This is a genomic window from Halobacteriovorax sp. ZH5_bin.2, from assembly GCF_043196375.1.
In the GTDB taxonomy this organism is placed as follows: Bacteria; Bdellovibrionota; Bacteriovoracia; order Bacteriovoracales; family Bacteriovoracaceae; genus Halobacteriovorax_A.
Genome location: NZ_JBEBMJ010000001.1, coordinates 871,653 through 895,802 on the forward strand (window position 1 = coordinate 871,653; position 24,150 = coordinate 895,802).

Here is a 24,150-nt window from a genome sequence, read left to right on the forward strand (position 1 = left end):
GTTGGTTTAGAAAAAGTTTACAAAAATAGTAAATTATTTTAGGTGTTTGGAAATTTCAGTACTTGCGCACCTTTGCCGACAAGAATAAAATAAAGAGGATCACAATTTACAAAGGAAGTTTCATGAATCCAACAAATCTACAGCTCGTAGGGACGATTCTATTCGCATGTGCAATTTTGCACACATTTCTAGTTTCAAAAATTCAACATTTAGCTCACAAGTATCCGGAAGGATCAATGATGGAAAACCTTCTTCACTTCTTAGGTGAAGTCGAAGCAGTATTCGGTATGTGGGCCGCAGCCTTTATTGTTTACTATAGCGCCACTCAAGGTTTTGCAGTTTATGATAATGCACACCAAGTTATTGGTGGGGCACTTAAATATCTTGAGCAAGATGTAAACTACACAGAAGCGGCATTCGTTTTCGTTATTATGTGTATGGCAGGGACGAGGCCAATCATTATGCTTGCTGAAAAAATTATTGGGATGATTGCAAAATTCCTTCCATTTCCTGGAAAGATGGCCTTCTATATTTCAGCTCTAATTGTAGGTCCAATTCTAGGGTCTTTTATAACTGAACCAGCTGCTATGACAGTTACTGCTTTAATCCTTTTAGATTACTTCTTCTCAGATGAGAAAATGAGTCTTAAGTTTAAATATGCAACGATTGGTCTACTTTTTGTAAACGTATCAATCGGTGGAACACTTTCTCACTTTGCTGCACCTCCTGTTCTTATGGTTGCTTCAAAGTGGCACTGGGGATTTGTTCACATGATTACAAACTTTGGTTATAAGGCAACAATTTCAATTATCATTGGAACTCTAATTATTGCATTCATGTTTAAAAATGAACTTCAAGGAAAGCTTGAAATTAAACAAAAGCATGAGAATTGGATGGCACCAACTTGGTGGATGACTCTAATTCACATTATCTTTATGGGGCTAGTTGTTTTCTCTGCTCACCATATGGTTTTCTTCCTAGCTCTATTCCTATTCTTCCTAGGTTTTACAACTGTTACAAAAGAGTACCAAGACGAAATCAAGCTAAAAGAATCACTTCTTGTTGGTTTCTTCCTTGCTGGTCTAGTAACTCTAGGTGGACAACAAGGTTGGTGGCTACAGCCAATCCTATCTAAGCTAGGTGACTTTGTTCTTTTCGTAGGTGCAACTTCACTAACAGCTATTACAGATAACGCAGCTCTTACTTATCTAGGGACTCTAGTTGATCTAACAGATTCAGCTAAGTACAACCTAGTTGCTGGTGCTGTTGCTGGTGGTGGTTTAACTGTTATTGCTAACGCGCCAAACCCAGCTGGTTTTGGTATCCTTAAAGGAACATTTGGAAAAGATGGGATTAACCCAGGTAAGCTTCTTCTTGGAGCACTTTTTCCAACAATCCTTGCAATGGTTATGTTTCAAATCCTTCCAAATTTAGCGAAGTAGAAATACAAAGGCCCTCAGATGAGGGCCTTTTTTATAGATCAACAACCCAGTTAAACGGGTCTTCAATAGTTTTTTCTTGAATACCCAGTAGAGTTTCACGAAGCTCTTTTGAAACCGGTCCAAACTCTTCTTGAATATTATAGAACTCACCAGATTCTTCGTGTAAAGAGCAGATCGGCGTGATGATAGCGGCAGTTCCACAAGAGAAGCACTCAGTACATTTCTTCGACTTAATATCTTCAATTAATTCATCAATGCTAATCTTTCGCTCAACAACCTTGTATCCTTTGTGACGAGCAATATCGATAAGTGAGCGTCGAGTAATTCCATCGAGGATTGTCTCTGTCAATTCTGGAGTATGAATTTCTCCATCAATAACTGCAAAGAAGTTCATTCCACTTAATTCCTCAATCGACTTGCGATCACTTGCTGATAGCCAAAGAGTTTGGTGCAGACCAAGTTTAAGAGTTCTTACGCCAGCGTTTAGGGCACCAGCATAATTACCACCAGTCTTTGCAGTCCCCATACCGCCTGCACAAGCACGGATCATATTTCTTTCAATAAGAAGCTTGTAGCTTCCACCTGAAAAGTATGATTCGACAGGTGAGGCAATAACCATGAAAAGAAATTCTTCGCTTGGCTTAATTCCAAGATTATTTTCAGTGGCAATCATAAATGGCCTAATATAAAGAGACTCACCACCGCGCTTAGGAATATAGTTTTCACCCATTTTAGTGATTGTATTAACAGCAGTAGTGAAGATTTCCTTTGGAACTTCTGGCATCGCCATACGTCTCGCTGAATGATTAAAGCGTTTAAAATTTTCAAGGGGCCTAAAAAGATTCGGTCCATTTCCTTTAAAATTATAAGCCTTCATTCCTTCAAAGATCTCTTGTCCGTAGTGAAGAACTTTACATGTTGGGTCTAACTCCAGTTTGCCATAAGGCTTAACTTCAAGCTCGCCCCATTCTCCTCGTTTGTATTCACATGTTGCCATGATAGGAAGTAGTACTTTTCCAAATCCAACATGGTCAGGCATTGAGAAGTTTTTGATTGCTTTTTTTGCACTATCTAAAATTATCATTAAAAATCCTTATTCTTATTTACAGTGGTAACCAAGTCCAAAAACCTTCCAAACGTTTCCTTCGTTTACAGATTCTTTAATCCAGATTGTGTCTCCACCTTCATCTGCAACTAGGTTGATGGCATGGTTAACGGCCAGGTCTTTAATTCCGTTTTCATTCTCACCAACAACATTTGTAAAAGGCTTACAGTTCTTATGACGTGGCTTCTGATATGTTACTTTTACTTTTTCTCCAGCAGGAGTCAGTTTTGTTTTAGAAACAGCACAACTAGATAGAATTAATATCATAATAATATTTTTCATTATTCCTCCATGATTTTTAGTTATACTAGCAAAATTGCAACGATGTTGCTTAGGTTTGTGCGTCAATTTTATCTTTTGACGAGTTTGGTGAATTAGAATATTATTCTTCTACTTTAAGACACTTGTAGGACTATAGCTCAGTTGGTTAGAGCGCTACCTTGACATGGTAGAGGTCTGCAGTTCGAATCTGCATAGTCCTACCATCTTTTCGTCTTTTATCTCCAGGACATTTACTGATTTACCTCGCGCAAAGGCTTTCTCTTTTGTTTAGGCTCCGCTTTCGATTTCTCAACAGTATCTTGATTATTTGTTGCAGCGTTAACGAATGTCATGGTGAAAGTTGAGCCGATGCCATCAATATTATTAAATGCCTTGATATTTCCCCCATAGAATTTCATATATTTTTTAACGACAGGTAGACCAAAGCCTGAGCCTTCTTCTCCGTGAGTTCCTTCACGGTGGGTCTCATTAGTAAAAGAGAAGAGACTATTTATCATTGTTTCAGGGATACCGATTCCCTGGTCTGTAATATCAACACGAATAACAGAGTTTCGTTGAGTAACCCTTACTAGGACTTCTGAGCCCTCTGGTGAGAATTTAGAGGCATTGGTTAGAAGGTTGCTAAAGACGCTGTGACAGAGCGATGATGGTTCTGCCATGGCCTGGATATCTTGTTCTTCAAATTCAACACGGATATGTTGACTCTTTTTTTCAAGCCTTTTTCTAATAAGCTGTATTGAATTTTCAATGGATTCTTTTAATGGGACTGGTTCTAATTTGATATTTGATTTACCGGATTCAATTGATTGGATTTTTCGAATATGTTGAATAAGCTCGGCCATATTTTCAATGACTCCACTTACGCGACCTAGATTTTGTAAAATTCCATCCTTGTCTTTCATGGCCAATAAGGACGAGTCGCTGAGCAATGAAAGAAGGGTCGTGGAATTGGATAAGTCGTGAAATAAAACAGAGAGTAAATGTTGTTTTTCTTCGAGCCTGCGCGAGAGGTCGCGGCCTTCAACTTCGAGCTGTTTAATCTTGATGGCCTGATGAGTGATGACCATAATTGAACAGAGAATTATAATCGTTAGTAAACTTACGAGATAGATCACTTTCTTTCCTTAAATATAGTTCTTCTTGAAACCTAGTATTATATGAAACCAATTAATTTTGTAGGATTTTAGCCAGCTTTATTCTTATAACCAAGTTCGAGAAGGTAAATTTAACTTAAATTAAGAATGTATTTTCACATTTCAACTATCCCAGCAAGAAACAGAAAGGTGACTGATGGGTGTAATTCAAGTAGACTTGCTGGAATGAAAGACTATCTTAATAAAAAGTTAACATCACTAGTGGTGACGCAGTTTGTCCATTACTGGTATTTCTATATTGGGGCCTTTATTTGCCTCTATCTAACTCACAATATCCAAAGTGAACTACCTTTTATAGCAAAGGATTTGGCCGAAAAAATTTCCAAAGGGATCTCTATTCCTGTTGGGCATTTGTTCTTATTGGCCTTGGGGATTATTGTATTTAGAACTTCATCAAGGCTATTATTCTTTTATCCTGCTAGGGTTCTACAAAAGATTCTACGTTTTGATTTAATGAAGAAATTAGAGAAGGTAAGTCCTTCTCGTTATAAAGACTATCCAAAGGGACAAATATTTCAGATTATTGGTGGTGACCTTGAGCATGTAAGAGCACTTATTGGTTTTGCTCTTTTACAGATTGCAAATATTATCATCGCTCTTTCAATTCTAGTTCCAAAACTCCTAAGTTTTAATAAAGAGCTTTTTATTGCACTTCTTCCAATGTTTGTAGCATTTATTATTTTTAGTGCCATCGTTTCAACAAATCGAAAGTTTTACCGCAAAACTCAAGATCTTCAAGGTGAGGTTCAAAATATCATTATTGAAACTTATGCCGGAAAGAAGACTATTAAAAACTTTCATGCAGAGAAGGCTTTTATTGATCTCTTTGCAAAGAAGTCGTTGGAAGAACTTGATAACTTTTATGAAGCAGGTAAGCGTGTTGGAATTTCAATACCCCTTATGCCTACAGGTGTTGGTCTGTCTTTAATCTGGGGTGCCTATATTATCTTTACTGAGCAATTAGGAGCATCTTCTCTCATTTTATTCTCGGGTTTTGTTTACTTATTTTTAGAGCCTATTATGTTTCTTGCTTGGATTGGAGTTGTCTTTACTCGTTCGGCAGGAGCATGGGCACGGGTAAGGGAGTTAGTTGCTGTCTTAGACAAAGAAAGTGAACTTGAGACAATGCTTAAAAGAGAATTCTCTTTTAAAGAGAAGAGTGAATCATTTGAACTACAACTTCCATTTTGGGATAACGATATAAATCTAAAGATTTGGAAAGATGAAAAGAATGCAATCGTTGGAAAAACTGGTTGTGGAAAGTCTGAGTTACTCGTTAAGATTTCAGAAGTTTTAAAGATGCAAGGTCGCAGTACGAGCTACGTTGCTCAAGACCCATATCTTTATAATGGAACGATTTTAGAAAACTTAGCGCTAGGAAGAGACTTTACTGAAGAGCAACTTTCTAGGGCTTATGAGCTATTAAAAATATTTGGCCTTGATTACTTAGCATCCGATCGCAAGAGCTTGTTTAACCTTGTTGTTGGAGAAAATGGGAAGAGACTATCAGGTGGTCAGATTAAACGTGTCTCTTTAATAAAGTCACTGCTTTTCGAGAGTGAGTTTATTATATGGGATGATCCTTTTTCTTCGGTTGATGTTGTTTTAGAAAGAGAGATCTTAAGTCAGTTAAACGCAATGAAGATTTTTGAAGGCCGAACTCTTATTATGTCCACTCACCGATACACAACAGCAGTACAATGTGATCATTTAAGTTTGATCTGTGAAAGTGAAGGACTAAGAGAAGAGTCAAAAGTTGTCGACTTTACACAAAAACAAGAAGGAGGAATTTATGAGCACTTTAGAAAACAACTCATCTAAATTCCTATTATATAAAGGTAGTGGGAAGTATTTAATAAGCATGGTGGTATGTCTTATTATTTCAAGTGCACTCGGTGCTGCGCTTCCACAGTTAATTACAAAACTTACTGCAAATTATGAAGTTGAAGAAGTTTATCGTCAGACTCTTGGGATCATGACATTTATCTTTTTGGCGACAGCTTTAAATCGTGCTGTTTATAACTTAATTATCAACCGCTATGTTGTGGGCCTAGTCCAATTTGTTAGAACCCATTGTTATGGAAAGTGGCTTTCAAGTGTTGAGCTTCAAACTTCAAAAGAGAATCGTAATGATCGCTATCCTCAAGGAGAGGTTTTAGCTCGTATTATGAGTGACACAGAAAGTTTAAGAGAGCTTGTGACTTCAGGAACTTTTGGAATCATTATTGATATCTTCTTTGTTGTTGCTTCACTTATTAGTTTTGTGAGCCTTAATGCCGTTGCGGGAGTTTATCTTGCAGCAATTCAATTTGGGGCCTGCTTTGTTTTAATTTGGTGCTCTAAGTATATGCGTGCTGTTTTCTTAAGTGTGAGAAATTCTCGTGCAAAACTCTACCGCGTTGTTGCAGATTTGATTGGTGGTGTGAGAGAGAATTACTATAATCCGGCAGATCAATATACATCGAAGAAGTCTTTATTTGTTTTTGATGAATTTCTTAAGAAGATCCTTTCTTCAAATGTTTGGGATGCTTCTTACTATTCATTTGCTGAGTCCCTCTTTCCAGTATTCTTGGCCTGTGCCATCTTTATCATACCTAATAGTGGAATTACTCAAGTTGCTTTAATCTTTGCCCTAATTGATTTAATTCAGCGTTCAATTAATCCTATTAAGGATGTTTCATCAAAAGTTGCCAATATCCAAAGGGCCGCAACAGGTGTTGGACGTATTAATGAATTTCTTGTTGATTTAGGTAAAGAGAAGTCTTCTGATGTTAATGCAAAGAGACGTCAGTATGATGTCGAAAAAATGCATATCGAAATTCAAAAGTTTACTTACCCTGCAAAAGGGGAGAACTCGACACCATTTACATTAGAAGATATTTCTTTTGATTGTCGCCAAGGTGATCTTATCGGCATCGTTGGACTTTCTGGAAGTGGTAAGTCGACTCTTTTAAATATTATGGCAGCAAATATTATTCCTGATGAAGGTAAGGTATTTGTTGAAAATCACAGCGGAGTTAAGAAAGAATATAATTTTGATTATATTGATGACTTTAATGAGTACCGTGAATTAATTGGAATTGTATCGCAAGACTCGCATATCTTCTCTGAGACTGTTGAGTTTAATATCACAATGGGACAAGCAGGTTTTGGAAATTTTGATGCTTTCTGGAATGAAGTTTGTGAGCAGATCTCTTATCTTTCTAGATGGGGGATTAAACCAGATACAGTGCTTGATCAAAATGAGATCTCACTTGGCCAAAAGCAGCTTATATCGGCGATTCGATCGTGTTACCTAAAGAAGCCAATTGTTCTTTTTGATGAAATTTCTTCTTCATTAGATAGCGATCTTGAAGAAGCTCTTCGTAAAATGATTCTCTTTGTTCAAAAGCAGGCCGTTACAATTATCGTTGCCCATCGAGTTGAAACGATACTCGATGCTCAGCAGATTCTTGTTATGGAAGGTGGAAAAATTATTGCTAAAGGGATTCATGAAGAACTTAAAAATACTTCGCCGCAATATGATCTATTTGTTAAGCAATTATCGAATTGACAAAAAAATGACGTGAACACTAATGCATTATTTCTCTTTTTTACATATAATTAATTTAAATTGATGTAAGGAGATCATTATGTTTAAAAAATCCAAGCTAGCTCTTGGCCTAGTTGCTATTTCTGCAATTGGAATGATTGCGTGTACGAGCGAAGTAAATTCAAAACCAAATTTCTTATTTAAAAAGGCACCAAATGCCACTGCAGTGATTAAATTCAATGGAAAAGAAGTTAGTCATGATGAACTTTTTAAAGGTTCTGAAGCAGAATTGTATGAAGCTCAGCTTAAAGTTTATGAAATGAAACTTGGAAAGGTTAAGGCCTATCTTCTAGAAAATTTTAAAAATGAAGATCCAGCAAGAAGTTCAATGTCGATGGAGCAATTCATTGATGTTGTTGTTGCAAAAGACGTAAAAGTTTCTGACAAAGAAATTAATGAATTTGCGAAGGAAAGAAATATTCCTGATGTAAACCCTCAGCTAAAAGCTAGAATTGTTGATTTCTTAAAAAATACAAAAAAGCGTGATGCGATTGAAGCATACCTATCTAAGAAAACTAAGAATAGCCCAGTTGAAATTTACTTAGAAAGACCAAAAAGACCTCGTTTTGAAATTCCTGTGACAGGTAAAGAGCCAATGTTTGGTGGAAAAGACGCGGCCGTTGTTATTACTGAATACTCTGACTTTCAGTGTCCTTACTGTGCGAAGGGTGTTGAAATCATGAATGAAATCAAGAAAACTTATGGAAATAAAGTTAAAATCGTTTTCAAGAACTTCCCATTAAACTTTCACAAGGATGCTGCAAAAGCTGCAGAAGCTGCACTTTGTGCAAATGAGCAGGCGAGTGAGAAATTCTGGAAGCTTCACGATTCAATGTTTGCTGACCAATCTGGACTTTCTGTTGATGGACTTAAGGCAAAAGCGAAAGCTGTTGGCCTAGATCAGAAGAAATTTGATGAATGTCTTGATTCTGGACGTATGAAAGCAGAAGTTGATGCTACTGTTAAAGAAGGTGTTGATGTAGGTGTTAAATCAACTCCAACATTCTATGTGAACGGTATGCTAATTAATGGTGCACAACCATTTGAAGTATTCAAAGAGCTTATCGATTCTGAATTAGGAAAATAATTCAAAAAAATACATTACTAAATTAGTCTGAAAGACTGAAAATACTAAGGCCGGGGCATTTATTCCCGGCCTTTTTATATTGGGCATAATTGATAGAATAGAAGGGGTATATATATCTTATTGCATCTAAATCGGAAGAAAATTATGGACGTTAGAGATTATTCAAAGAGACTTTCACAACACCGCGAAAACTTTCAGCACACTATTGATGAGCAACGAAAGAATCATAATCGTGAGGTAGGTGAATTAAAAGATACTCAAGAATATCGTTTAAATAAACAGCGCCAAGCCTATGATAACTCTCTTAACAAGATTGAAGATAGGCAAGACCAATTTAGAGAAACAGCTAGTGCAGATACTAAGAGAAGAATTGAAGAACAACAAAAAAATTATCTAAGTAAGTTAGATGGAAATAAGCGTGAGTTTGAACGTGATCGTAAAGATATCAAGGATCAGTTTGATACACGTTTTAAGAATATACGTGAAGCTTATGAGACAAAAGGGATGGCCGATCGCTCTAATATGGATCACCGCCTTTCTTCACAACAAAGAAGATTTGACTCGACAATGGGCAAGATGAACGATCACTTCAATGAAACAATTGATAAGGTCTATCGTGATTCACGTGATAAGGCCCATTCGCATGAATTAGAAACAAAGCAAGATCGCCGTGAGCTTATCTCAAGTTATGAAAATGAAATGAGGGATCAGTTAAAAGAAAGCGGTGAAAAACGTGCTCGCTTATATGAGAAATTTACTGATGATGTTGATGGCCTAAGAAAGAATCATAAGGGTAGAGAGGAATCTCTTAAGGATTATCAAGAGCAACGCATTTCAGATATGACTGCTCAAAAAGATAAGCAACTTTCTGAAAACCAAAAGAGCTTTAAGAATTCAATTGAAGAAATCAATGATAGAAATTCAAGAAAGAGACAAGTTGAACAAAGAGACTTCTCTCAAAATGCTAAGGATCTTGAGAATCGTCATGCGAAAGAGCTTTATCGTGCAAGACGTGAGATGAATCAGAAGTTATCTGGTGGAAGTCGTGAAGATGTCTTTAATGATAAATTAGAGCAGACGGAAAGAGGATATGAGACACGAATTAAAAATATTCGTGATCAAATTGATACTGATCGTTTTAATGCAGATATTCAAGAAAGACGTCGATCGCAGTCAACAAAAGAAGCACTTCGCTCGCAAAAACAAAAATCATCTGAGTATATTGCAGGTCTTGAAAAAGATATGGCCAAGTTTAAGAGTGATACACTAAGTGATATCAATGTTGAGCTTAATAGAGACGTTGAAGAGCTACAAGGAAGCTTTAAACGCCAGATAAGAGACAAAGAGCTTGAGGCGTATAATGATAAAGAACAGTCTAAAAAAATTTTAGAAAGACAAAGAGCTCAATTTGGGGAAACTGTTCAGAAAATGAGCGATCGTAACACGGAAGCTGTCTCTCAAATGCAGGCAGATTTTGCAGATGAGTCAAAGAAATTTATTCAAGATACACATATGAAGCATTCTCAAGAAATGCAAGAAGCCAAAGAGCATTTTATTGAGAGCAAAGATAAGCTTGCTAAGTCACTTACGCAAAAAATTGAACAATTAGAAGAGACAAACGAAAAGTTAATTTCTTCTTATGAATCAAAGTTAAATAGGTTAAAAAAAGCAAATGCTAAAGAGATTGAAAGAATACGCATGACTCACGGTCTAGAGTCTAATCAACTTAAAGAAGTCACGAGAAATGCAATTGCATTGAAAGATCGTGAAAATCACAGTAACCTATCTAACTTACGAGGCGAGTTTGATAAGAGACTTTCTCAAGTTAAACAAAGAGCAGACATTCAAGTTAAAAGAATGGTAGAGTATTATGAAGATATGCTTGCGCGAGAAAGAGATGAGTCTCAAAGAAAGTATGTTTCAAAAGTTACTGAACTTGAGAATCAATACAATACTCTTTATGAGAACTCAAAACTTGAAAGATCAAATCTAATTAATCAGTATGAAAATCGCATGGAAGAAATCCGTGCTGCAAATGCTGAGGCTTTAGAGGAGAGATCAAGTGAGATCAGAAGTGGTATGTTCTCTGATCAACAAGAATCTCGAAAAGCATAAGTATAAAGACATAGCATATAAGAATTCAGGGAGAGATAATGGGAATGGGCAAAGTCCGTCGCGCTAAAATTGTTGCGACTTTAGGGCCATCTTCTAATACAGTTGAAATGATTGAGAAACTCATCATGGCCGGTGTTAATGTAACACGTGTTAATATGAGTCACGGAACTCATGAGTCACACGCCCAACTCATCTCTAATATTCGCCAAGCTTCAAAAAATATCGGTAGAGAAGTTGCCATTCTTATTGACCTTCAAGGTCCAAAGATTCGTACAGATAAATTACCAAATGGACTACAGCTTAAGAATGGAGATACTTGGGTAATTGGGCCATCTTCAAAGCAAGCAGATTATCCAGAATATAAAGATTGTTATATTCCGACTATTTATGAAAAATTAGTTGATGACTGTCATGATGGTGCAAGAATCCTATTTGACGATGGAAAGTTAATTGCAAAGGCAATAACAAGAGATCGTGATGTCTATAAAATTGAAGTTTTAGTTGGGGGAGAGCTTAAGTCTAATAAGGGAATTAACCTTCCTGACTGTGAAGTTTCTGCACCAGCATTTACTGATAAAGATGAAGCAGACTTAATGTTTGCGCTTAAGCATAATATTGATTATATCGCTCTATCTTTTGTTCGTAAGAAAGAAGACATTATGTCGGTAAAGGCCCTTCTTCATAAATTGAAAGTTAGGGTTCCAATTATTTCTAAAATAGAAAAGCCACAGGCCCTTGATAATATCGAAGAAATTTTAGATGTTACAGACGTTATTATGGTTGCACGTGGAGATATGGGAGTGGAGGTAGGTAACCACCTTGTTCCTTCAATTCAAAAAGATCTCATTCAAAAGTGTAACGATCGTATGATTCCGGTTATTACGGCCACTCAGATGCTAGAGAGCATGACAGATGCTCCAACACCAACGAGAGCAGAGGCAAGTGATGTTGCCAATGCTATTTGGGACGGAACTGATGCAGTAATGCTTTCAGGAGAGTCCGCTTCTGGGATGTATCCTGTTGAGGCTGTTCAAATGATGAGTGATATTATTTATGAAGCTGAGAAGACTCCAAAAGAGCGTCCACTTCTAAGAAATATTGACCTCTCTTCTGTAAACTCATCTGTCATGGTTGCGGCATCAATGATTGCTGAAAAAGTCGAGGCAAAAAGAATTCTTGCGGTAACAGAGGGTGGAAACTCTTGTCGTAAGGTTTCAATGTTTAGACCTCAAACTCCAGTTGCTGGAGTAACTCATAATCTTCGAACAGCGAGACGTATTTGTCTTTACTGGGGAGTATACCCTTATCTTGTTGACGAGGAAGTGCAGGATACTGGCTCTTACGTTAAGTATATTGTTTCTCATGCTAAAGAGAAGATGGGCCTATATAATGGAGATAAAGTTGTTGTTACTTTAGGGGATGGGAAGATCTTCTCTAAAGGTTACTCTAACTCTGTTAAGGTTGAGATAATTAAAGAAGCTCGTCACCACGAAGAAGCTGGTGAAGAGACTTTTGAAGTAGGGGAAGATAAAAAAAAAAGAATCCTACTAGACCATAATATTTGTTCGACTTGTCAGAATTGTGTTTCTATTTGCCCTCATGAAATTTGGGTTGCAGATAAGAAGACAAAACTTACTAAACTTAATAAAGATCAAATTAAGCACTGTACGCTAGACTATGAATGTATTCGAGTTTGTCCAACAGGTGCGATTGAGATTATCGATAAGTCATGATCAAAAAAGACGACATTCAAAATATTTTAAGTACCCAAGGGCTTGAAGTATGGGGTGTCGTCGCTGAATCAAAACCAAAGTCACTAGAGCGTTTTAAGACTTGGATTAAAGATGGCCTTCATGGTGCCTTAGGCTACCTTGCCGATGATCGTGCTATTAAAAGAGAAGATCTAAAAAATTACTACCCCGATATTAAATCCACACTCGTTATCGCATTCGATTACTCTCATATTGCTCGAAGTGCAAAGAAGTTCTATGAAAGCGGAGAAAGCAATGGCCTGAAAATAGCTAACTATGTTGTGGGCTTTAAAGGACGCGACTATCACTATGAAGTGAGAGATAAGCTTCAAGCAATTGGAGAAGAGATACAAAAGCTTGACCCTGAGTTGGACTTTAAGTTCTCTCTTGATACTCAACCAATTCTTGAGCGTGATTTTGCTTACCAGTCAGGACTTGGTTGGTATGGAAAAAACTCTATGCTGATTAATCGCCATATTGGGAGTTACTTCATCATTGGCTCACTCCTTTTAAATAAGGAAGTCGAAGCGCCCAGTGAGAAGCTTGAAACAGATCACTGTGGCCAGTGTACTCGTTGTGGTGACGCTTGCCCAACTGGTGCTATTGATATTGAAAAGAGAACGATTATTGCAGATAAGTGTATTTCAACTTTTACCATCGAACACTTTAAGGAAGTCTTTCCTCCAAGTGGGATTGAAAATGCAAACGGTGAAATCTTTGGCTGCGATATCTGCCAAGATGTTTGTCCTTGGAATAAGAGACTTGAGCGAAAACTTGAGGCCGACTCAAGTGCCTTCAAAGAAAGTGGAAAGCAATTCATCGACTTCTTTTTAATGAGGCCACTTGAAGATATTTTTTGTGATCTTGAAGAAATGAGTAATCGTGAGTATCGAAGAGTTTTCAAAGGCACCCCACTTGAGCGCACGGGGCGCGTGGGGATGCTTAAAAATCTTAGGCTTTATTTAAAGTAATCCAATTTTTTTCGCATACTTTTTAATAAAACTTCCTGCCATATCAGGAAGGTGGTGGCCAAGTTTCTTTGGCTTATCCATCGTTACGGTATTGCCAAGGTCTTCTAAGATCTTAGCAAAGTTTTCCATTCCTTCTTTTCCGACAACCACGTCATCTTCACCAGAGATGAGATGAATCTTATGGTTTGATAGAGTTAGGTGATATTTCTGATCCTTGATCCAGGGAAACATTATTTCTGGTGCCAGATGTTTGGAGACAAGTTCTGCGCGGGCCTTAACTGTAGCCTGGTAAAATGGCGTATCAAATACGTGTGTCACGCCCTCTGGTGGAACACCGAAGCCAACACCGCAGTGATATACATCTAAGCCTTCAAAATAGTTATTTTGAACTGCTAGTATTGAAGTAAGGGCACCTAGAGAGTGTCCTCCCACTAAAATTCTTTGTTGTTGGTTAGGGTAGGCTTCTCTTAATTTATTTAGGGCATGACTAAAAAGCATTGGAGCATCACTTTTAAAGTCTTCAAAAGAAGCTACATCATGAAACGAGCCCGTAAAATGACCTGGTTGGTCAAATAAAAGAGTAGGCACTCCATCATCGCAAAGCTTTTGCGCCCAGGAGAAGATACTGATCTTATGAGATGTGTAACCATGAGTAAAAATGGCATATCCGGTATCTTTTAGTTTTGAGCTAGGTGGTCTAAAAAGAAGAGCATTAACCGTTGTTTGCCCTTGAGTTAAAATAATTTTATCGATACTTAAAAACTTTTCATTCATAGCAGACATCATAATTAAAGATATCTCAAATTAAAATTAAAAAACTTTTTAATTTTCTATTGACGAAGAGAACATAAACCATTAATTTAATGGAACCAAATCATTTATGCCCTGATAGCTCAGTTGGTAGAGCAAAGGACTGAAAATCCTTGTGTCCGTGGTTCGAATCCGCGTCGGGGCACCACTTAAAAACCCTTGTTTTTACAAGGGTTTTTTTATACCCAAAACTCAACTCTCGAACTAATCATTAAAATTATTCAAAATACTCCTAAAAAAGAATCCTTTACCTGGTAGTGTGGTACATAGTTTATAATCTAGTAGAGGTATAGTTATGCAGACAAAAGATGTCATTGAGTTAACAGGATTGGATAGAGAGACAATTCGCTTCTATGAAAAAAAAGGAATTATTTCTAAGCCTGCCCGAACAGACTCAGGCTATAGAAAATACAATGAAGAGACAATCAGTCAAATTAACTTCACAAAAATGGCCAAGGAAGCAGGGTTTACATTGAGTGAGATAAAAAAATTGCTGAACCTAAAGGAAAGTGGAGTAAATTGCAAAACAGGAAGAGATATTGCCCTTGAGAAAATGGAAGAAGTAGATGAAAGAATGAAATCACTTCGAAAAATGAAGAAAGTTTTGAGTAAATTTGTAGATGAATGTGAAGCAAGTGGTGGCACAGGTCTTAAAAGAAAATGCCATTTGTCTTTTGATGTGAAAAGGTAACGAAATGCAAGAGACTAAAGTCATTAAATGGTTAACTCGCGGAGGAATGATAGGTGCTGTTGCAAGTTCAATTTGTTGCATTGGTCCTCTTATCTTGGGGGCAATTGGCCTTGGTGGTGCTTCATCACTACTTTTTCTTGAAGAGTATAGAGAGATTATATTAGTGATTGTTACTCTGTTAGTAAGCTTGGGGTGGATTATGAATTATAGACTAGAGAAAAAAGAATGTAGTGAGGGAAGTATATGTGCTGATCTAAAACAAAGAAAAGTGAGAAGAGTAAGTTTGAGCATAGCTACTGTGTTTACAATATTATTAATGTCATCTCCGATAATCCTTTCTTCTGTATCTCAGGCTGAGAATAAGAAGATAACAGCAGAGGGTAAGGTCATGACTCTGTATATAGAAGGAATGACCTGCGGAGGTTGTGAGCTAGGAGTAAGGGAAGCTTTGAAAAGAGCAGGGCTTAAAGATTCAGCCATTCTAAGTGTAGATCACTCCAAGCCAAATCCTAAAAAGAGTATAGGTCAGGCCATAATCAAAATCTCTAACGATTTTACTTGTAAAGTAGTTAAAGAAATTAAAGAAAGTCCAGGTTATCTGGCTTACTGGTCATTTGAAAATAAAAAGCCTTGTGGAGAAGAAAAATGAGCTGTTGTGATAAAAAAGAAGAAAGTAAAGTGGAGTTCAATCTTGAAGGCTTGATATGTTATTGCTTTAAGCACTCAAAGAAAGAGTTGTATGATGCAATACAGGAAGGTCGAGAGCAAGAAATTCTCGATGATATTAAAGCAAAGATGAAGGACCCTGGATGTTTTTGTGAAACAGCCAACCCTTCTGGGAAATGTTGTCTTGCTGACAATATGGCTTTTATTAAGCACTACAAATAAGTGTAGTATCCAAAGTTACTAATTCAATATGTTAGCGTGTCTGACTCGAGTATCGCAGTTCGATAACCGGAGACGTCGGGGCACCATAAAAAAGCTACTTCTTTGAAGTAGCTTTTTTTATCTAATATCTTTTTCTCAATGCTCTTTTTAAATACCTCTCAAACTTCTTTAGTCCATCGCTTTGAGCAACTTCAATGGCATACTCAAGATTCGACTTTGAAAAATTCAGTTTGTATTTAGACTTTAAAACTAGTTTAAGCATTTTGTAATTTTCTTGAAGAACAATGGATGTTAAAATCTGAACATTATTTCTATTAAGACGGCTATCTTCTAAAATCACCTTTAGAATTTCGATATTTTTACTATCCACGGCTGCTTCTAGGGGTGTATTAAATGTTCCATTAAATAATAAGTCCTCACGGTCCATAAAGTAGTTAATAAGTCCTTGGTCTCCTGACTTTAAGGCATGGCCAAAAGGATTTGTTGCAATTACTCCTCTGTAACTACAATCTTCGAGATAGCATGTGGTTGTGCCATTAATATCAACATCTCGTATAGTCAATAATTCAAAGGCAAGGTCAATATCATTAGCTTTTATTGCCAGCCCTAAAATTGATTCACTATCAATTTCATCTTGGCGCTCGTGAATGTCAAATTTATCAGAGCGTACGAGTAGTCTTCTAATTTCATCTGAAGTTTTAGTAAAGTACTTAAAACGATCCTGATTAATCATCTTCCTACTTGCAGAAGTTAATATCGATTCTACATCTTCGATGTTTTCATAGACGATACTTAGATAGATCCCTTTTCTTGTAGTGAGTTGATTACTATGGTGTAAGAACTCACTTAAGTTTTTTCCAATTAATTTCTTATGTTCTTTGTCTATATAGCTAAATTGTTTTTCTGATATTTTATAAATTTGATTCAACAAAGAACGAGCTCGGTTAGAATTTGAATCAACATTAATATCTTTGTGTTTTAATACTTTTTTAAATTTTTCAAAACTATTTTTAAATAGTGATACAGTTAATAAGTGACCGCTAGTCATAGGGGAATCATAGTCATTGTGTTTAATCCAAAAGCTCAAGTTAGCATTCATGCTTACAAGAGGGGACTGTATAAGGCTTTCAAACTTTGGGTCTAAATAGAGTGTGTTTTTTATGCTGTAGTTTAAAGAACTCTGCGCATTTTCTCGATCTATTTCAGTTCTTATAAATTCAGCAACATCCTGATTATTGTTCGTAAGTGCGATTTCAAGTAATTCTTTCCCTTTATAATCTAAATAAGTTCTTTGTAAGAAGAATTTCGCTACTTCATTATGGTTTTCTTTTATTGCGACTTTGATAGCCTCCCACTTATCTAGTGGATCATTGAAATAATATCTGTCAGCTGCAAAGACCTTTTTTATATCGTCTAATCTATTTTCTTTAGCTAATGAAACCAGATTCTTTCTAAGTTTAGCTGTGCTGAAAATATTTCTTAACAGCGAGACACTTTCACTGTCAGGGAGAGTATTAATTAAATCAACAAGGTTTTTTCCATTTTTATCTTTGGTCCACAAGTAAGGATTTTGCACATCTAAGAGCATTTTTAAAATTTCTGGATAATTCTTTTTTACCGCTAGGGCGATTGGTGAAAACGCTTCATTAAATATATCTTTTGGATTGTTAAAGTTAACGCTCGCTCCTTCGTATTGAAGAAGTAACTTTACCATTGCTTTGTCTCGCAGAATGACAGCGTTGTGGAGAGCGTGGTTAGGACTTTCGTCGACTCGACTATTTGGTCGAATATACTCATTATCGAGGCCTTCTCTAGCTGCTTCTAAGTTTCCCTTTATTAAGTAATTGAGTAAGTTTTGTTTGATATCAAGAGGTTTCTCGTATCGATATAAGTCTTGTCGCTCAGGGCGATACCAACATAGTGGTCTTACACCCTCCTTATTTTGTAAACTCTTTCTTGTACAAACTCCCTGGCCCTCATTAAAGAAGCTCACTTGTGAGTCTACATCTTCCTTACATAATGCGCCGGCCATGATTGTATCAAGCTTACATTGTGGAAGAAGATTTTCTGTATTTGTTAAAAATACAACTTTTTTGTCTTTCTTAGATACACTGGCGTAACTACTAGCATATCCTGCGCTGATCTTTGCAAGATCAAGTCCGGCCTGTGCAGTTCTTTCACACAGCTGGACTGCTTCATTATCTCTATTCTTGTATCCCCAAGTTGCTCTACATTTTTTACGAATTTCAGGGTTAGTTGTATCTCCCATATAATTGAAGTCGTTTTCAAATACTTTTCTAAAACACTTAAGAGATGCCCAATAGATTGCTTGGCCATTTACTGCACCAAGGCCTCCTGTTACTCTTTGGTAAGGAGCTCCGCCTATAAGACTCCCCAGTTGTGTACATATTGCGAATGCAATAGCGTCAGAAGTGGTACCGGCAAATCTCTGGGCCTTACCGCTAATTAATATTCCTGATTCTTTGGAACTTTTGCGGAAAGTCTTAAATGAAATATTTGGATTATACTGGTCTCTTTCAATGGTAAAGCGTCTTCCACCTTCTTCTAATTCAGGCCTAAAGGTATTGATCACTTTATCTATTACCGCTTGAAGTTCTGATTCTGTGGTTATTTTTTCTCTATAATTCGCATGAGCTGAGTTTAATAAAGTTAGAAGACATAGAAGAAGAAATAAAAAATTAGATTTCATTTTGGCACCTTTGATCTGTATATATAATCTATACTTAACACTGTTTACTACGAGTTAAGAGGTTTTTATTTACAGTGTGTAAATCTAACAAAAACTGTATCTTATGTAGTTAATAGAGCTGGAATATGTTGAATATCTGATAAAATAAAATAGCTAATTATTTGATTTTATTATGGTGTTCGATAGCTAGAGACGTCGGGGCACCACAGGAAAGCTACTTCTTTAATATGCGCTCCAGTTGCTTTTCCTTTACGCAAGGTCAACGAAAAAGCACATGGAGCAATTACTCCTCTTGTCGTCAAAGATCTTCTTTCGATAAACATTTAAGGCGTTATTTAGAATTAGAGCACCTCATTTAGAATTGTTCGAAAAAGCCCAGATTGATTCATTGGGCTTTTTTATCAAAACTTATTTCACAAATGAAGTAATTCGACTCTACTTTTATCTTTATATTTCATAAGTATCAAAATTTATTTATCAAACTCTGTTAAGTTAAACGGAGGAAAAATGGATATTAAATTAGATCAAATTCAAAATATGATTTATGTGATCAGAGGACAGAAAGTGATGCTGGATAGTGACTTAGCTAAACTTTATGGAGTGGAGACAAAGGTTCTTAATCAATCAGTAAAAAGAAACATTAAAAGGTTTCCTGATGATTTTATGTTTCAATTAACAAGTGGCGAGCATGAAGCTTTGAGGTCACAAATTGTGACCTCAAAAGAAGGAAAAGGTGGACGACGCTATCAACCCCTTGTTTTTACTGAGAGTGGTATTGCAATGCTATCTAGTGTACTCAAGTCAGATATTGCAATTGATATTAATATTGCAATAATGAGGGTTTTCATTAAGCTTAGAAGTTTCTATGTTTTTGAGAGTAAGTTGGATCAGAAAGTAGGTAGGTTAGAAGAGGATGTAACGAAAGTATTTAAAGTTGTCTTTGAAAGATTGGACAAGTTGGAAGAGAAAATACCCACTTATGACAGTAATAGAAGGAAGATTGGATTAAAGCCTAAAAAGTGACTCTTCCCGTGTGAGTAGATGAAATTCCTTGTTGTTATACATTATTTTAAGTATTTCAGTTCGATACTTGTATATGTCGGGGCACCATAAAAAAGCTACTTCTTTGAAGTAGCTTTTTTTTTATCTAAATGAATTGAGTATCTTAAAACTGTCTCTAATTATTATATTAAATTTTTTCTTGTGCTGTAGAGTCTCAAGCCGACGGCCAGGCTAATCATTGAGGGAATGATAAACCCAATGAAATGTAGTTTGGGAAAAACATAGGCGCCGACGATACTACCTATTATAAATGAGAATATTAAATTCATTCTAATGGCATTTATTTTTCCTTCACGGCGATCTTTTGAAATAAAGTATTTTGCGAGTCCAATACCAAGGTCTGTTGTTAAACCTGTTAGGTGAGTCGTGCGGATAATTGACTTCGAATAATGAGTGAAAATTGCATTTTGCGTACCACAAGCAAAAGAGAGAATGCATAGGAGTACAAAGCCTTCGACTTCTTCAAATGGGGCCCCAAATTCTCCAAAGTGATTATTGTCTCCAAGGAGTGCGATGGAGAGAAATATCATTGAGAGAAAGACGAGCACTTGAATATAAACAGGGGACTTCTTTGTTTCTTGTCCCTGGCGATTATTACTAACTTGAGTTAACACGGAGCTTAGGAATGAACCGGCCAAAAAGAAAATAGGGACAAAGAGAAAGTATAGTGAGCTTAAGTAGTTTTGATCAACGAGGTCTTTAGAGAGTCTTGCGGAGAACCCTGTTACATGAGAAACGAAGATATGTATTGATAGTAAGCCTCCCATGTTTACAAAGCCACCTTGAAAGGCCAGGAGACTCCAGGTAAAACGGTTTTTTCGATGAAGGATGGTATCAGACATATTGGGGTTACCTTTAGTAACTTCTTTTATTTTAATTTTATCAAGGATTTAAGATATCTGCCAGTACATCATGGATAAAATAACTTAGTTTCGAGGCACCATAAAAAAGCGACTTCTTTGAAGTAGCATTTTTGCCTTAATTTCAAATTAGAAAACCTCGTCTTCTTTTACCATTCAACTTTTATAAATTCTTAAGTTTCGCTAGAGAAGGAAAACAGAGGTAATCTCTTGTTTTTACTTGCGATGCTTCTAAGTGTTTTAAAGAGTAAGTAAGCAGTTCAGCTTAATATTGCAATCATGAGGATATTTACGAAGTTAAGAAGCTTTCTACTTATGGAGCAGGAAAATAGTAAAAAGATCGACTTAATTGAGAAAAGAACTAATCATCTGTTTAAAGTCTCTATCGAAGAATTCAAAGCTATGAGGTTCTAAATTGGCATCTCAAAAGTCGCCCTAGGCCTTTCTCTTATCTAACTAGTCATTAATTAGACAGTTGTTGGTTTTATAACCGAATTGATCGATCGTAACTGGCCAACCTGTCGATTTCACAATACCGTGTGAGTTATTCTTGTTGGCATCTCATTTGCGACATCATTCTAAATATTTAATAAGAAATACAATAGCAATTACTAGAGCTGTCTACATTGATGAGATGAGATGAGAGGAGAATTTAATGAAAAAACTATTATTAGGTTTAACTATTGCGAGCACTTTCAATTCAGCTCATGCAAGTGATGTTATTCGAGTTATCTTGGATAAGGATCAAGTTGTAGACGTAAAGATTAAAAAAAATACTCTTAATATAAATTACTCAACAATTAACCTTTCAATGTATAACGGAGTTGAGGTCGAAGGTGTAAACTTTCGTGACCTAAACAGTGAAGTTCAGACTAGGTTCTTATTAAAGGAAATCGATGAAGACGAAGCTCTTGGGATGGTTCCTTATTCTGTTTTTGGCTTTCATACTTTAGATCGCAATATTTTATGGGCGAAAGCTGAATGGGATGCAGAAAAGTTCAATAGCGAAAAAAGACCAGGAGAAGATGAAGTTACGGCGGAGGATTTAGTTAAGACTGTTATTAACGATGCTCAAAACTTGATCGATAAAGTTGAAAAAAGAAAAACTCAAAATCAATTAAGGCTTATTAAGACTGCATATAAATGTATCAATTCTGGTGAAGAGGAGTCGACAGGCTTATTCACATGTTCTGATGAAAATGTTGTTAATGATATTATTTCTGAAATTAAAGAGCAAAATTTTATTACATATCCAAACTTAGGCAAAGCTAAGCACCCTCTTCTTACTCAAGAGGAATTAGCTAAGTTCAAAGAGAACTCTTTGTCTCGTTATGTTATTGAAGGGGATCGAAAGCTAATGTACGGCCGCCCATATCATGATGTTTCAGGAGATTTTACAGGCCGTATTCAAGACAAGAACCTTATATTTAAATCTTATAAAGAGTCTTATTCAATGACTATGAGAGATGTTTTCTCAGAGTTAATTGGTGTTAGAAAAATTTCTTGTGAAAAGGGAGAAAACTTTTTCGGTAAAAATAATTCATGTACTGTTGAGATTTTATAATTTACGTTCTGGGTGCTTTTCTTCATAAAAGGTTATCGAAAAAGCACCCGGATCGGTAGTTTTGAAAGTTACGCTAGTGTTATTTGAATCTTCTTCATTCGACCTTCGCCGATTGAGACTGTTTTAACCTCTTTATGCTTATCAAGGTGTTGATGAACAAGTCTGCGATCTGAAGCGTTTAATGCCTTAAGTGTGACTGGCTCGCGAGAGTCTAGAACTTTGGCCGTTTCACGCTCAACCATCTTTATAAGACTGTCTTCTTGATTCTTAATACCCTTACACTTGAAATTTAGTCTAACTTCTCGAGGAACTTCAACACTGTTGTAAAGGTGTAGCCTTGTAAGATGTTCAAGAGCTTGGAGTAGTTCATTATTATCTCTTGTTAACATTTTCTCGTCTGCTCCAGAAAAGAAGATTTTAATATCCTTTCCATTAAATGAGAACTTGGCGAATAGCTTCAACTTTGCCTTTTTAATAAGCTTAATTAGAAATGGCATCACGATCTTCTTATACGTTGGTCTAAGGCTATAAGTGAACTTAGTTAGTCTCTTTCCAAATAGGAAGAATTTCTTGCGCCCCTGTGTCGTTTCATCCAGGCTAAGTTGAGATTCATACTTTATCTTAAAGAATGCAAGAGCAGCTTTTTTAGCACTTTCTTGAGAGTCTGCTTGAATCGTAAACGTTGGTGCAATTGGCTTCTTCTCTATTTTCTTAACAGGTCTTGTTGTCGCTTGTTCATTTACAGGCGCTTTCTTTGCTCTTTCCTGAGATCTCTTTTGAGTTTTCTTACGCTGAGGTTTCTTGCGCTGATCTTTTTGCTCTTGTGTTAGAGGCTTACCAGTTTCTCTATCCACAACTTTGAAAGTTTTGCGGTCAATGAATGGCTTCTTTGCTAGCTGTTTAGAAATATCTTCTGGGCCCACTTCTAACTTTGGGATTTTGTCACCAATAAAGTCTTGAATAGGGTCTAGGTATTCACAGTCATCAAATGAACAAAAACTTATTGCTTCACCTTCTGAGCCTGCACGGCCTGTTCGACCAATTCGGTGAACATAGTTAGCAGCATCTTGAGGAAGATCATAGTTGATAACAAGATTAACATCTTTAATATCGAGTCCTCGTGCCGCAACATCTGTACAGACAAGGATTGTTGTTTCTTTAGATCTAAAATCTTTAATTAATTTTGTTCTCTTACTTTGAGAGAGGCCACCTGAGATTGCTTTTGCTTTGAAATTCATTGCGATTAGCCATTCAGCAACTAAATGTGTTTGAAATTTTGTATTACAGAATACAAGAGCGTATGCATCTTCATGATTTCGGATGGTACTTACAAGAAGGCCCATTTTTTCATTAGCATTAATCATCGCTAACTTATGATCGATATGATCAACAACCATGTTATCTTCATTCAACTTGAGTTCGATTGGAGTTGAGTTGAACTTATAGGCCGTATTTAAAACTTCCATATTAGTCGTAGCTGAAACCATGATTAATTGTCTATCATCTGGCATTTGTCCAAGAGTGTATTCGATATCTCTTTTAAAGCCCATGTCAAATAATCGGTCAGCTTCATCAAATACGATTCCGTAAGTGCGATCAATAAGGACGGCCTTTTGCTTCAATAGATCTACTAAGCGGCCAGGAGTTGCAACAATGATATGTGCACCTTTACTTATTTGTTCTTTTTGCTTTTCGAGGCTTTCACCACCGATAACGCAGACCGTATTAATTCCAGACTCACTACCAAGCTGTTTGAATACTTTCTCAGTTTGTTGTGCTAGTTCTCTTGTAGGAGATAGGACAACGTAGTGAACATCATCAACTTCAACAAGGTCGTCATGGATGATATGTTCGATGATTGGGATTGCAAATGACGCAGTCTTTCCAGATCCTGTTTCAGCAAGAGCAAGTATGTCTTTACCTTCTAAGATTGGATCAATTGTTAGTTCTTGAATGGCGCTTGCTGTTGTGAAACCACATTTTTCAATGGAATCAAGAAGGCCAGGGCTTAAATTAAAGTCTTTAAATGGGATATTATTAGTCATAGTAATCAATATACGCTAAAC

Annotated in this window: 19 protein-coding genes, 2 tRNA genes and 1 pseudogene; 15 read left to right on the top strand and 7 right to left on the bottom strand. The window is 36.5% G+C overall.

Features of this window, described 5'->3' with window-relative positions:
* Positions 1–122 precede the first annotated feature (122 nt).
* On the top strand, positions 123–1,442 hold the full coding sequence (locus ABMA76_RS04305) for a putative Na+/H+ antiporter (RefSeq protein ID WP_392909340.1): 1,320 nt from the start codon (positions 123–125) through the stop codon (positions 1,440–1,442).
* A gap of 31 nt (positions 1,443–1,473) precedes the next feature.
* Here the strand turns inward: ABMA76_RS04305 and ABMA76_RS04310 are convergent, their stop codons facing one another.
* On the bottom strand, positions 1,474–2,526 hold the full coding sequence (locus ABMA76_RS04310; protein ID WP_392909342.1) for a branched-chain amino acid aminotransferase: 1,053 nt from the start codon (positions 2,524–2,526) through the stop codon (positions 1,474–1,476).
* A 15-nt stretch (positions 2,527–2,541) separates the two neighbouring features.
* Positions 2,542–2,829, bottom strand: coding sequence for a hypothetical protein (locus ABMA76_RS04315; RefSeq protein ID WP_392909344.1), 288 nt, complete (start codon positions 2,827–2,829; stop codon positions 2,542–2,544).
* A 126-nt stretch (positions 2,830–2,955) separates the two neighbouring features.
* On the opposite strand from ABMA76_RS04315, the gene ABMA76_RS04320 reads away from it, so the two are divergent.
* A tRNA-Val gene (locus tag ABMA76_RS04320) sits at positions 2,956–3,032 on the top strand.
* A 27-nt stretch (positions 3,033–3,059) separates the two neighbouring features.
* On the opposite strand, the gene ABMA76_RS04325 is transcribed toward ABMA76_RS04320, so the two are convergent.
* Positions 3,060–3,944 carry a sensor histidine kinase gene (locus ABMA76_RS04325; RefSeq protein WP_392909346.1) on the bottom strand — a complete coding sequence of 295 codons (885 nt, stop codon included), beginning with the start codon at positions 3,942–3,944 and terminating at the stop codon, positions 3,060–3,062.
* 126 nt (positions 3,945–4,070) lie between these two features.
* On the opposite strand from ABMA76_RS04325, the gene ABMA76_RS04330 reads away from it, so the two are divergent.
* The 7 genes and pseudogenes from ABMA76_RS04330 (at position 4,071) to queG (ending at position 13,499) form a co-directional block, all read left to right on the top strand.
* The gene (locus tag ABMA76_RS04330) at positions 4,071–5,804 is read left to right on the top strand and encodes an ABC transporter transmembrane domain-containing protein (protein ID WP_392909348.1); all 1,734 of its coding nucleotides are present in this window, start codon (positions 4,071–4,073) and stop codon (positions 5,802–5,804) included.
* A gap of 40 nt (positions 5,805–5,844) precedes the next feature.
* Positions 5,845–6,561, top strand: a pseudogene (locus ABMA76_RS04335) (ABC transporter transmembrane domain-containing protein); the annotation flags it as partial.
* Between the two features lie 228 nt (positions 6,562–6,789).
* A complete protein-coding gene (locus ABMA76_RS04340) occupies positions 6,790–7,536 on the top strand; it encodes an ATP-binding cassette domain-containing protein (RefSeq protein ID WP_392909549.1) in 747 nt (248 codons plus the stop codon).
* Between the two features lie 79 nt (positions 7,537–7,615).
* Positions 7,616–8,662, top strand: coding sequence for a DsbA family protein (locus ABMA76_RS04345; RefSeq protein ID WP_392909349.1), 1,047 nt, complete (start codon positions 7,616–7,618; stop codon positions 8,660–8,662).
* 144 nt (positions 8,663–8,806) lie between these two features.
* Positions 8,807–10,777: a hypothetical protein gene (locus ABMA76_RS04350; RefSeq protein WP_392909351.1), complete on the top strand. Its 1,971-nt coding sequence runs from the start codon at positions 8,807–8,809 to the stop codon at positions 10,775–10,777.
* A gap of 38 nt (positions 10,778–10,815) precedes the next feature.
* Positions 10,816–12,510: a pyruvate kinase gene (gene pyk / locus ABMA76_RS04355; protein ID WP_392909353.1), complete on the top strand. Its 1,695-nt coding sequence runs from the start codon at positions 10,816–10,818 to the stop codon at positions 12,508–12,510.
* Entirely contained in the window at positions 12,507–13,499 is a 993-nt protein-coding gene (gene queG, locus ABMA76_RS04360; protein ID WP_392909355.1) for a tRNA epoxyqueuosine(34) reductase QueG, read from the top strand. The genes pyk and queG overlap by 4 nt, the downstream gene beginning before the upstream one ends.
* On the opposite strand, the gene ABMA76_RS04365 is transcribed toward queG, so the two are convergent.
* Entirely contained in the window at positions 13,491–14,273 is a 783-nt protein-coding gene (locus tag ABMA76_RS04365; RefSeq protein WP_392909357.1) for an alpha/beta hydrolase, read from the bottom strand. The two genes, queG and ABMA76_RS04365, sit on opposite strands and share 9 nt — an antisense overlap.
* Positions 14,274–14,381: 108 nt before the next feature.
* On the opposite strand from ABMA76_RS04365, the gene ABMA76_RS04370 reads away from it, so the two are divergent.
* The 4 genes from ABMA76_RS04370 (at position 14,382) to ABMA76_RS04385 (ending at position 15,888) form a co-directional block, all read left to right on the top strand.
* Positions 14,382–14,457, top strand: a tRNA-Phe gene (locus ABMA76_RS04370).
* 147 nt (positions 14,458–14,604) lie between these two features.
* Positions 14,605–15,000: a MerR family transcriptional regulator gene (locus tag ABMA76_RS04375; protein ID WP_392909359.1), complete on the top strand. Its 396-nt coding sequence runs from the start codon at positions 14,605–14,607 to the stop codon at positions 14,998–15,000.
* Between the two features lie 4 nt (positions 15,001–15,004).
* Positions 15,005–15,649 (top strand): mercuric transporter MerT family protein, encoded by a 645-nt coding sequence (locus tag ABMA76_RS04380; protein ID WP_392909361.1) that lies wholly within the window; start codon positions 15,005–15,007, stop codon positions 15,647–15,649.
* The gene (locus ABMA76_RS04385; RefSeq protein WP_392909363.1) at positions 15,646–15,888 is read left to right on the top strand and encodes a hypothetical protein; all 243 of its coding nucleotides are present in this window, start codon (positions 15,646–15,648) and stop codon (positions 15,886–15,888) included. Before ABMA76_RS04380 ends, ABMA76_RS04385 begins: the two co-directional genes overlap by 4 nt.
* Positions 15,889–16,009: 121 nt before the next feature.
* Here ABMA76_RS04385 and ABMA76_RS04390 read toward each other — a convergent pair whose 3' ends face one another.
* Entirely contained in the window at positions 16,010–18,598 is a 2,589-nt protein-coding gene (locus ABMA76_RS04390; RefSeq protein WP_393061002.1) for a hypothetical protein, read from the bottom strand.
* A 507-nt stretch (positions 18,599–19,105) separates the two neighbouring features.
* Between ABMA76_RS04390 and ABMA76_RS04395 the strand changes: the two genes are divergently transcribed.
* Complete coding sequence (locus tag ABMA76_RS04395; RefSeq protein WP_392909367.1) at positions 19,106–19,621, top strand: ORF6N domain-containing protein; 516 nt, start codon at positions 19,106–19,108, stop codon at positions 19,619–19,621.
* A 161-nt stretch (positions 19,622–19,782) separates the two neighbouring features.
* Here ABMA76_RS04395 and ABMA76_RS04400 read toward each other — a convergent pair whose 3' ends face one another.
* Positions 19,783–20,502, bottom strand: coding sequence for a YoaK family protein (locus tag ABMA76_RS04400; RefSeq protein ID WP_392909369.1), 720 nt, complete (start codon positions 20,500–20,502; stop codon positions 19,783–19,785).
* A gap of 673 nt (positions 20,503–21,175) precedes the next feature.
* On the opposite strand from ABMA76_RS04400, the gene ABMA76_RS04405 reads away from it, so the two are divergent.
* Positions 21,176–22,084 carry a hypothetical protein gene (locus ABMA76_RS04405; RefSeq protein WP_392909371.1) on the top strand — a complete coding sequence of 303 codons (909 nt, stop codon included), beginning with the start codon at positions 21,176–21,178 and terminating at the stop codon, positions 22,082–22,084.
* A 68-nt stretch (positions 22,085–22,152) separates the two neighbouring features.
* Here ABMA76_RS04405 and ABMA76_RS04410 read toward each other — a convergent pair whose 3' ends face one another.
* On the bottom strand, positions 22,153–24,129 hold the full coding sequence (locus ABMA76_RS04410; RefSeq protein ID WP_392909373.1) for a DEAD/DEAH box helicase: 1,977 nt from the start codon (positions 24,127–24,129) through the stop codon (positions 22,153–22,155).
* Positions 24,130–24,150 lie beyond the last annotated feature (21 nt).

Excerpts from the sequence above, each read along its gene's own strand:
- ABMA76_RS04330 (WP_392909348.1), top strand. The coding sequence starts at position 4,071 with ATGTATTTTCACATTTCAACTATCCCAGCAAGAAACAGAAAGGTGACT.
- queG (WP_392909355.1), top strand. The coding sequence starts at position 12,507 with ATGATCAAAAAAGACGACATTCAAAATATTTTAAGTACCCAAGGGCTT.
- ABMA76_RS04340 (WP_392909549.1), top strand. The coding sequence starts at position 6,790 with ATGCATATCGAAATTCAAAAGTTTACTTACCCTGCAAAAGGGGAGAAC.
- ABMA76_RS04405 (WP_392909371.1), top strand. The coding sequence starts at position 21,176 with ATGAAAAAACTATTATTAGGTTTAACTATTGCGAGCACTTTCAATTCA.
- ABMA76_RS04315 (WP_392909344.1), bottom strand. The coding sequence starts at position 2,829 with ATGAAAAATATTATTATGATATTAATTCTATCTAGTTGTGCTGTTTCT.
- ABMA76_RS04305 (WP_392909340.1), top strand. The coding sequence starts at position 123 with ATGAATCCAACAAATCTACAGCTCGTAGGGACGATTCTATTCGCATGT.
- ABMA76_RS04365 (WP_392909357.1), bottom strand. The coding sequence starts at position 14,273 with ATGAATGAAAAGTTTTTAAGTATCGATAAAATTATTTTAACTCAAGGG.
- ABMA76_RS04385 (WP_392909363.1), top strand. The coding sequence starts at position 15,646 with ATGAGCTGTTGTGATAAAAAAGAAGAAAGTAAAGTGGAGTTCAATCTT.
- ABMA76_RS04390 (WP_393061002.1), bottom strand. The coding sequence starts at position 18,598 with ATGAAATCTAATTTTTTATTTCTTCTTCTATGTCTTCTAACTTTATTA.
- ABMA76_RS04345 (WP_392909349.1), top strand. The coding sequence starts at position 7,616 with ATGTTTAAAAAATCCAAGCTAGCTCTTGGCCTAGTTGCTATTTCTGCA.
- ABMA76_RS04395 (WP_392909367.1), top strand. The coding sequence starts at position 19,106 with ATGGATATTAAATTAGATCAAATTCAAAATATGATTTATGTGATCAGA.
- ABMA76_RS04350 (WP_392909351.1), top strand. The coding sequence starts at position 8,807 with ATGGACGTTAGAGATTATTCAAAGAGACTTTCACAACACCGCGAAAAC.
- ABMA76_RS04410 (WP_392909373.1), bottom strand. The coding sequence starts at position 24,129 with ATGACTAATAATATCCCATTTAAAGACTTTAATTTAAGCCCTGGCCTT.
- ABMA76_RS04400 (WP_392909369.1), bottom strand. The coding sequence starts at position 20,502 with ATGTCTGATACCATCCTTCATCGAAAAAACCGTTTTACCTGGAGTCTC.
- ABMA76_RS04375 (WP_392909359.1), top strand. The coding sequence starts at position 14,605 with ATGCAGACAAAAGATGTCATTGAGTTAACAGGATTGGATAGAGAGACA.
- ABMA76_RS04380 (WP_392909361.1), top strand. The coding sequence starts at position 15,005 with ATGCAAGAGACTAAAGTCATTAAATGGTTAACTCGCGGAGGAATGATA.
- ABMA76_RS04310 (WP_392909342.1), bottom strand. The coding sequence starts at position 2,526 with ATGATAATTTTAGATAGTGCAAAAAAAGCAATCAAAAACTTCTCAATG.
- pyk (WP_392909353.1), top strand. The coding sequence starts at position 10,816 with ATGGGAATGGGCAAAGTCCGTCGCGCTAAAATTGTTGCGACTTTAGGG.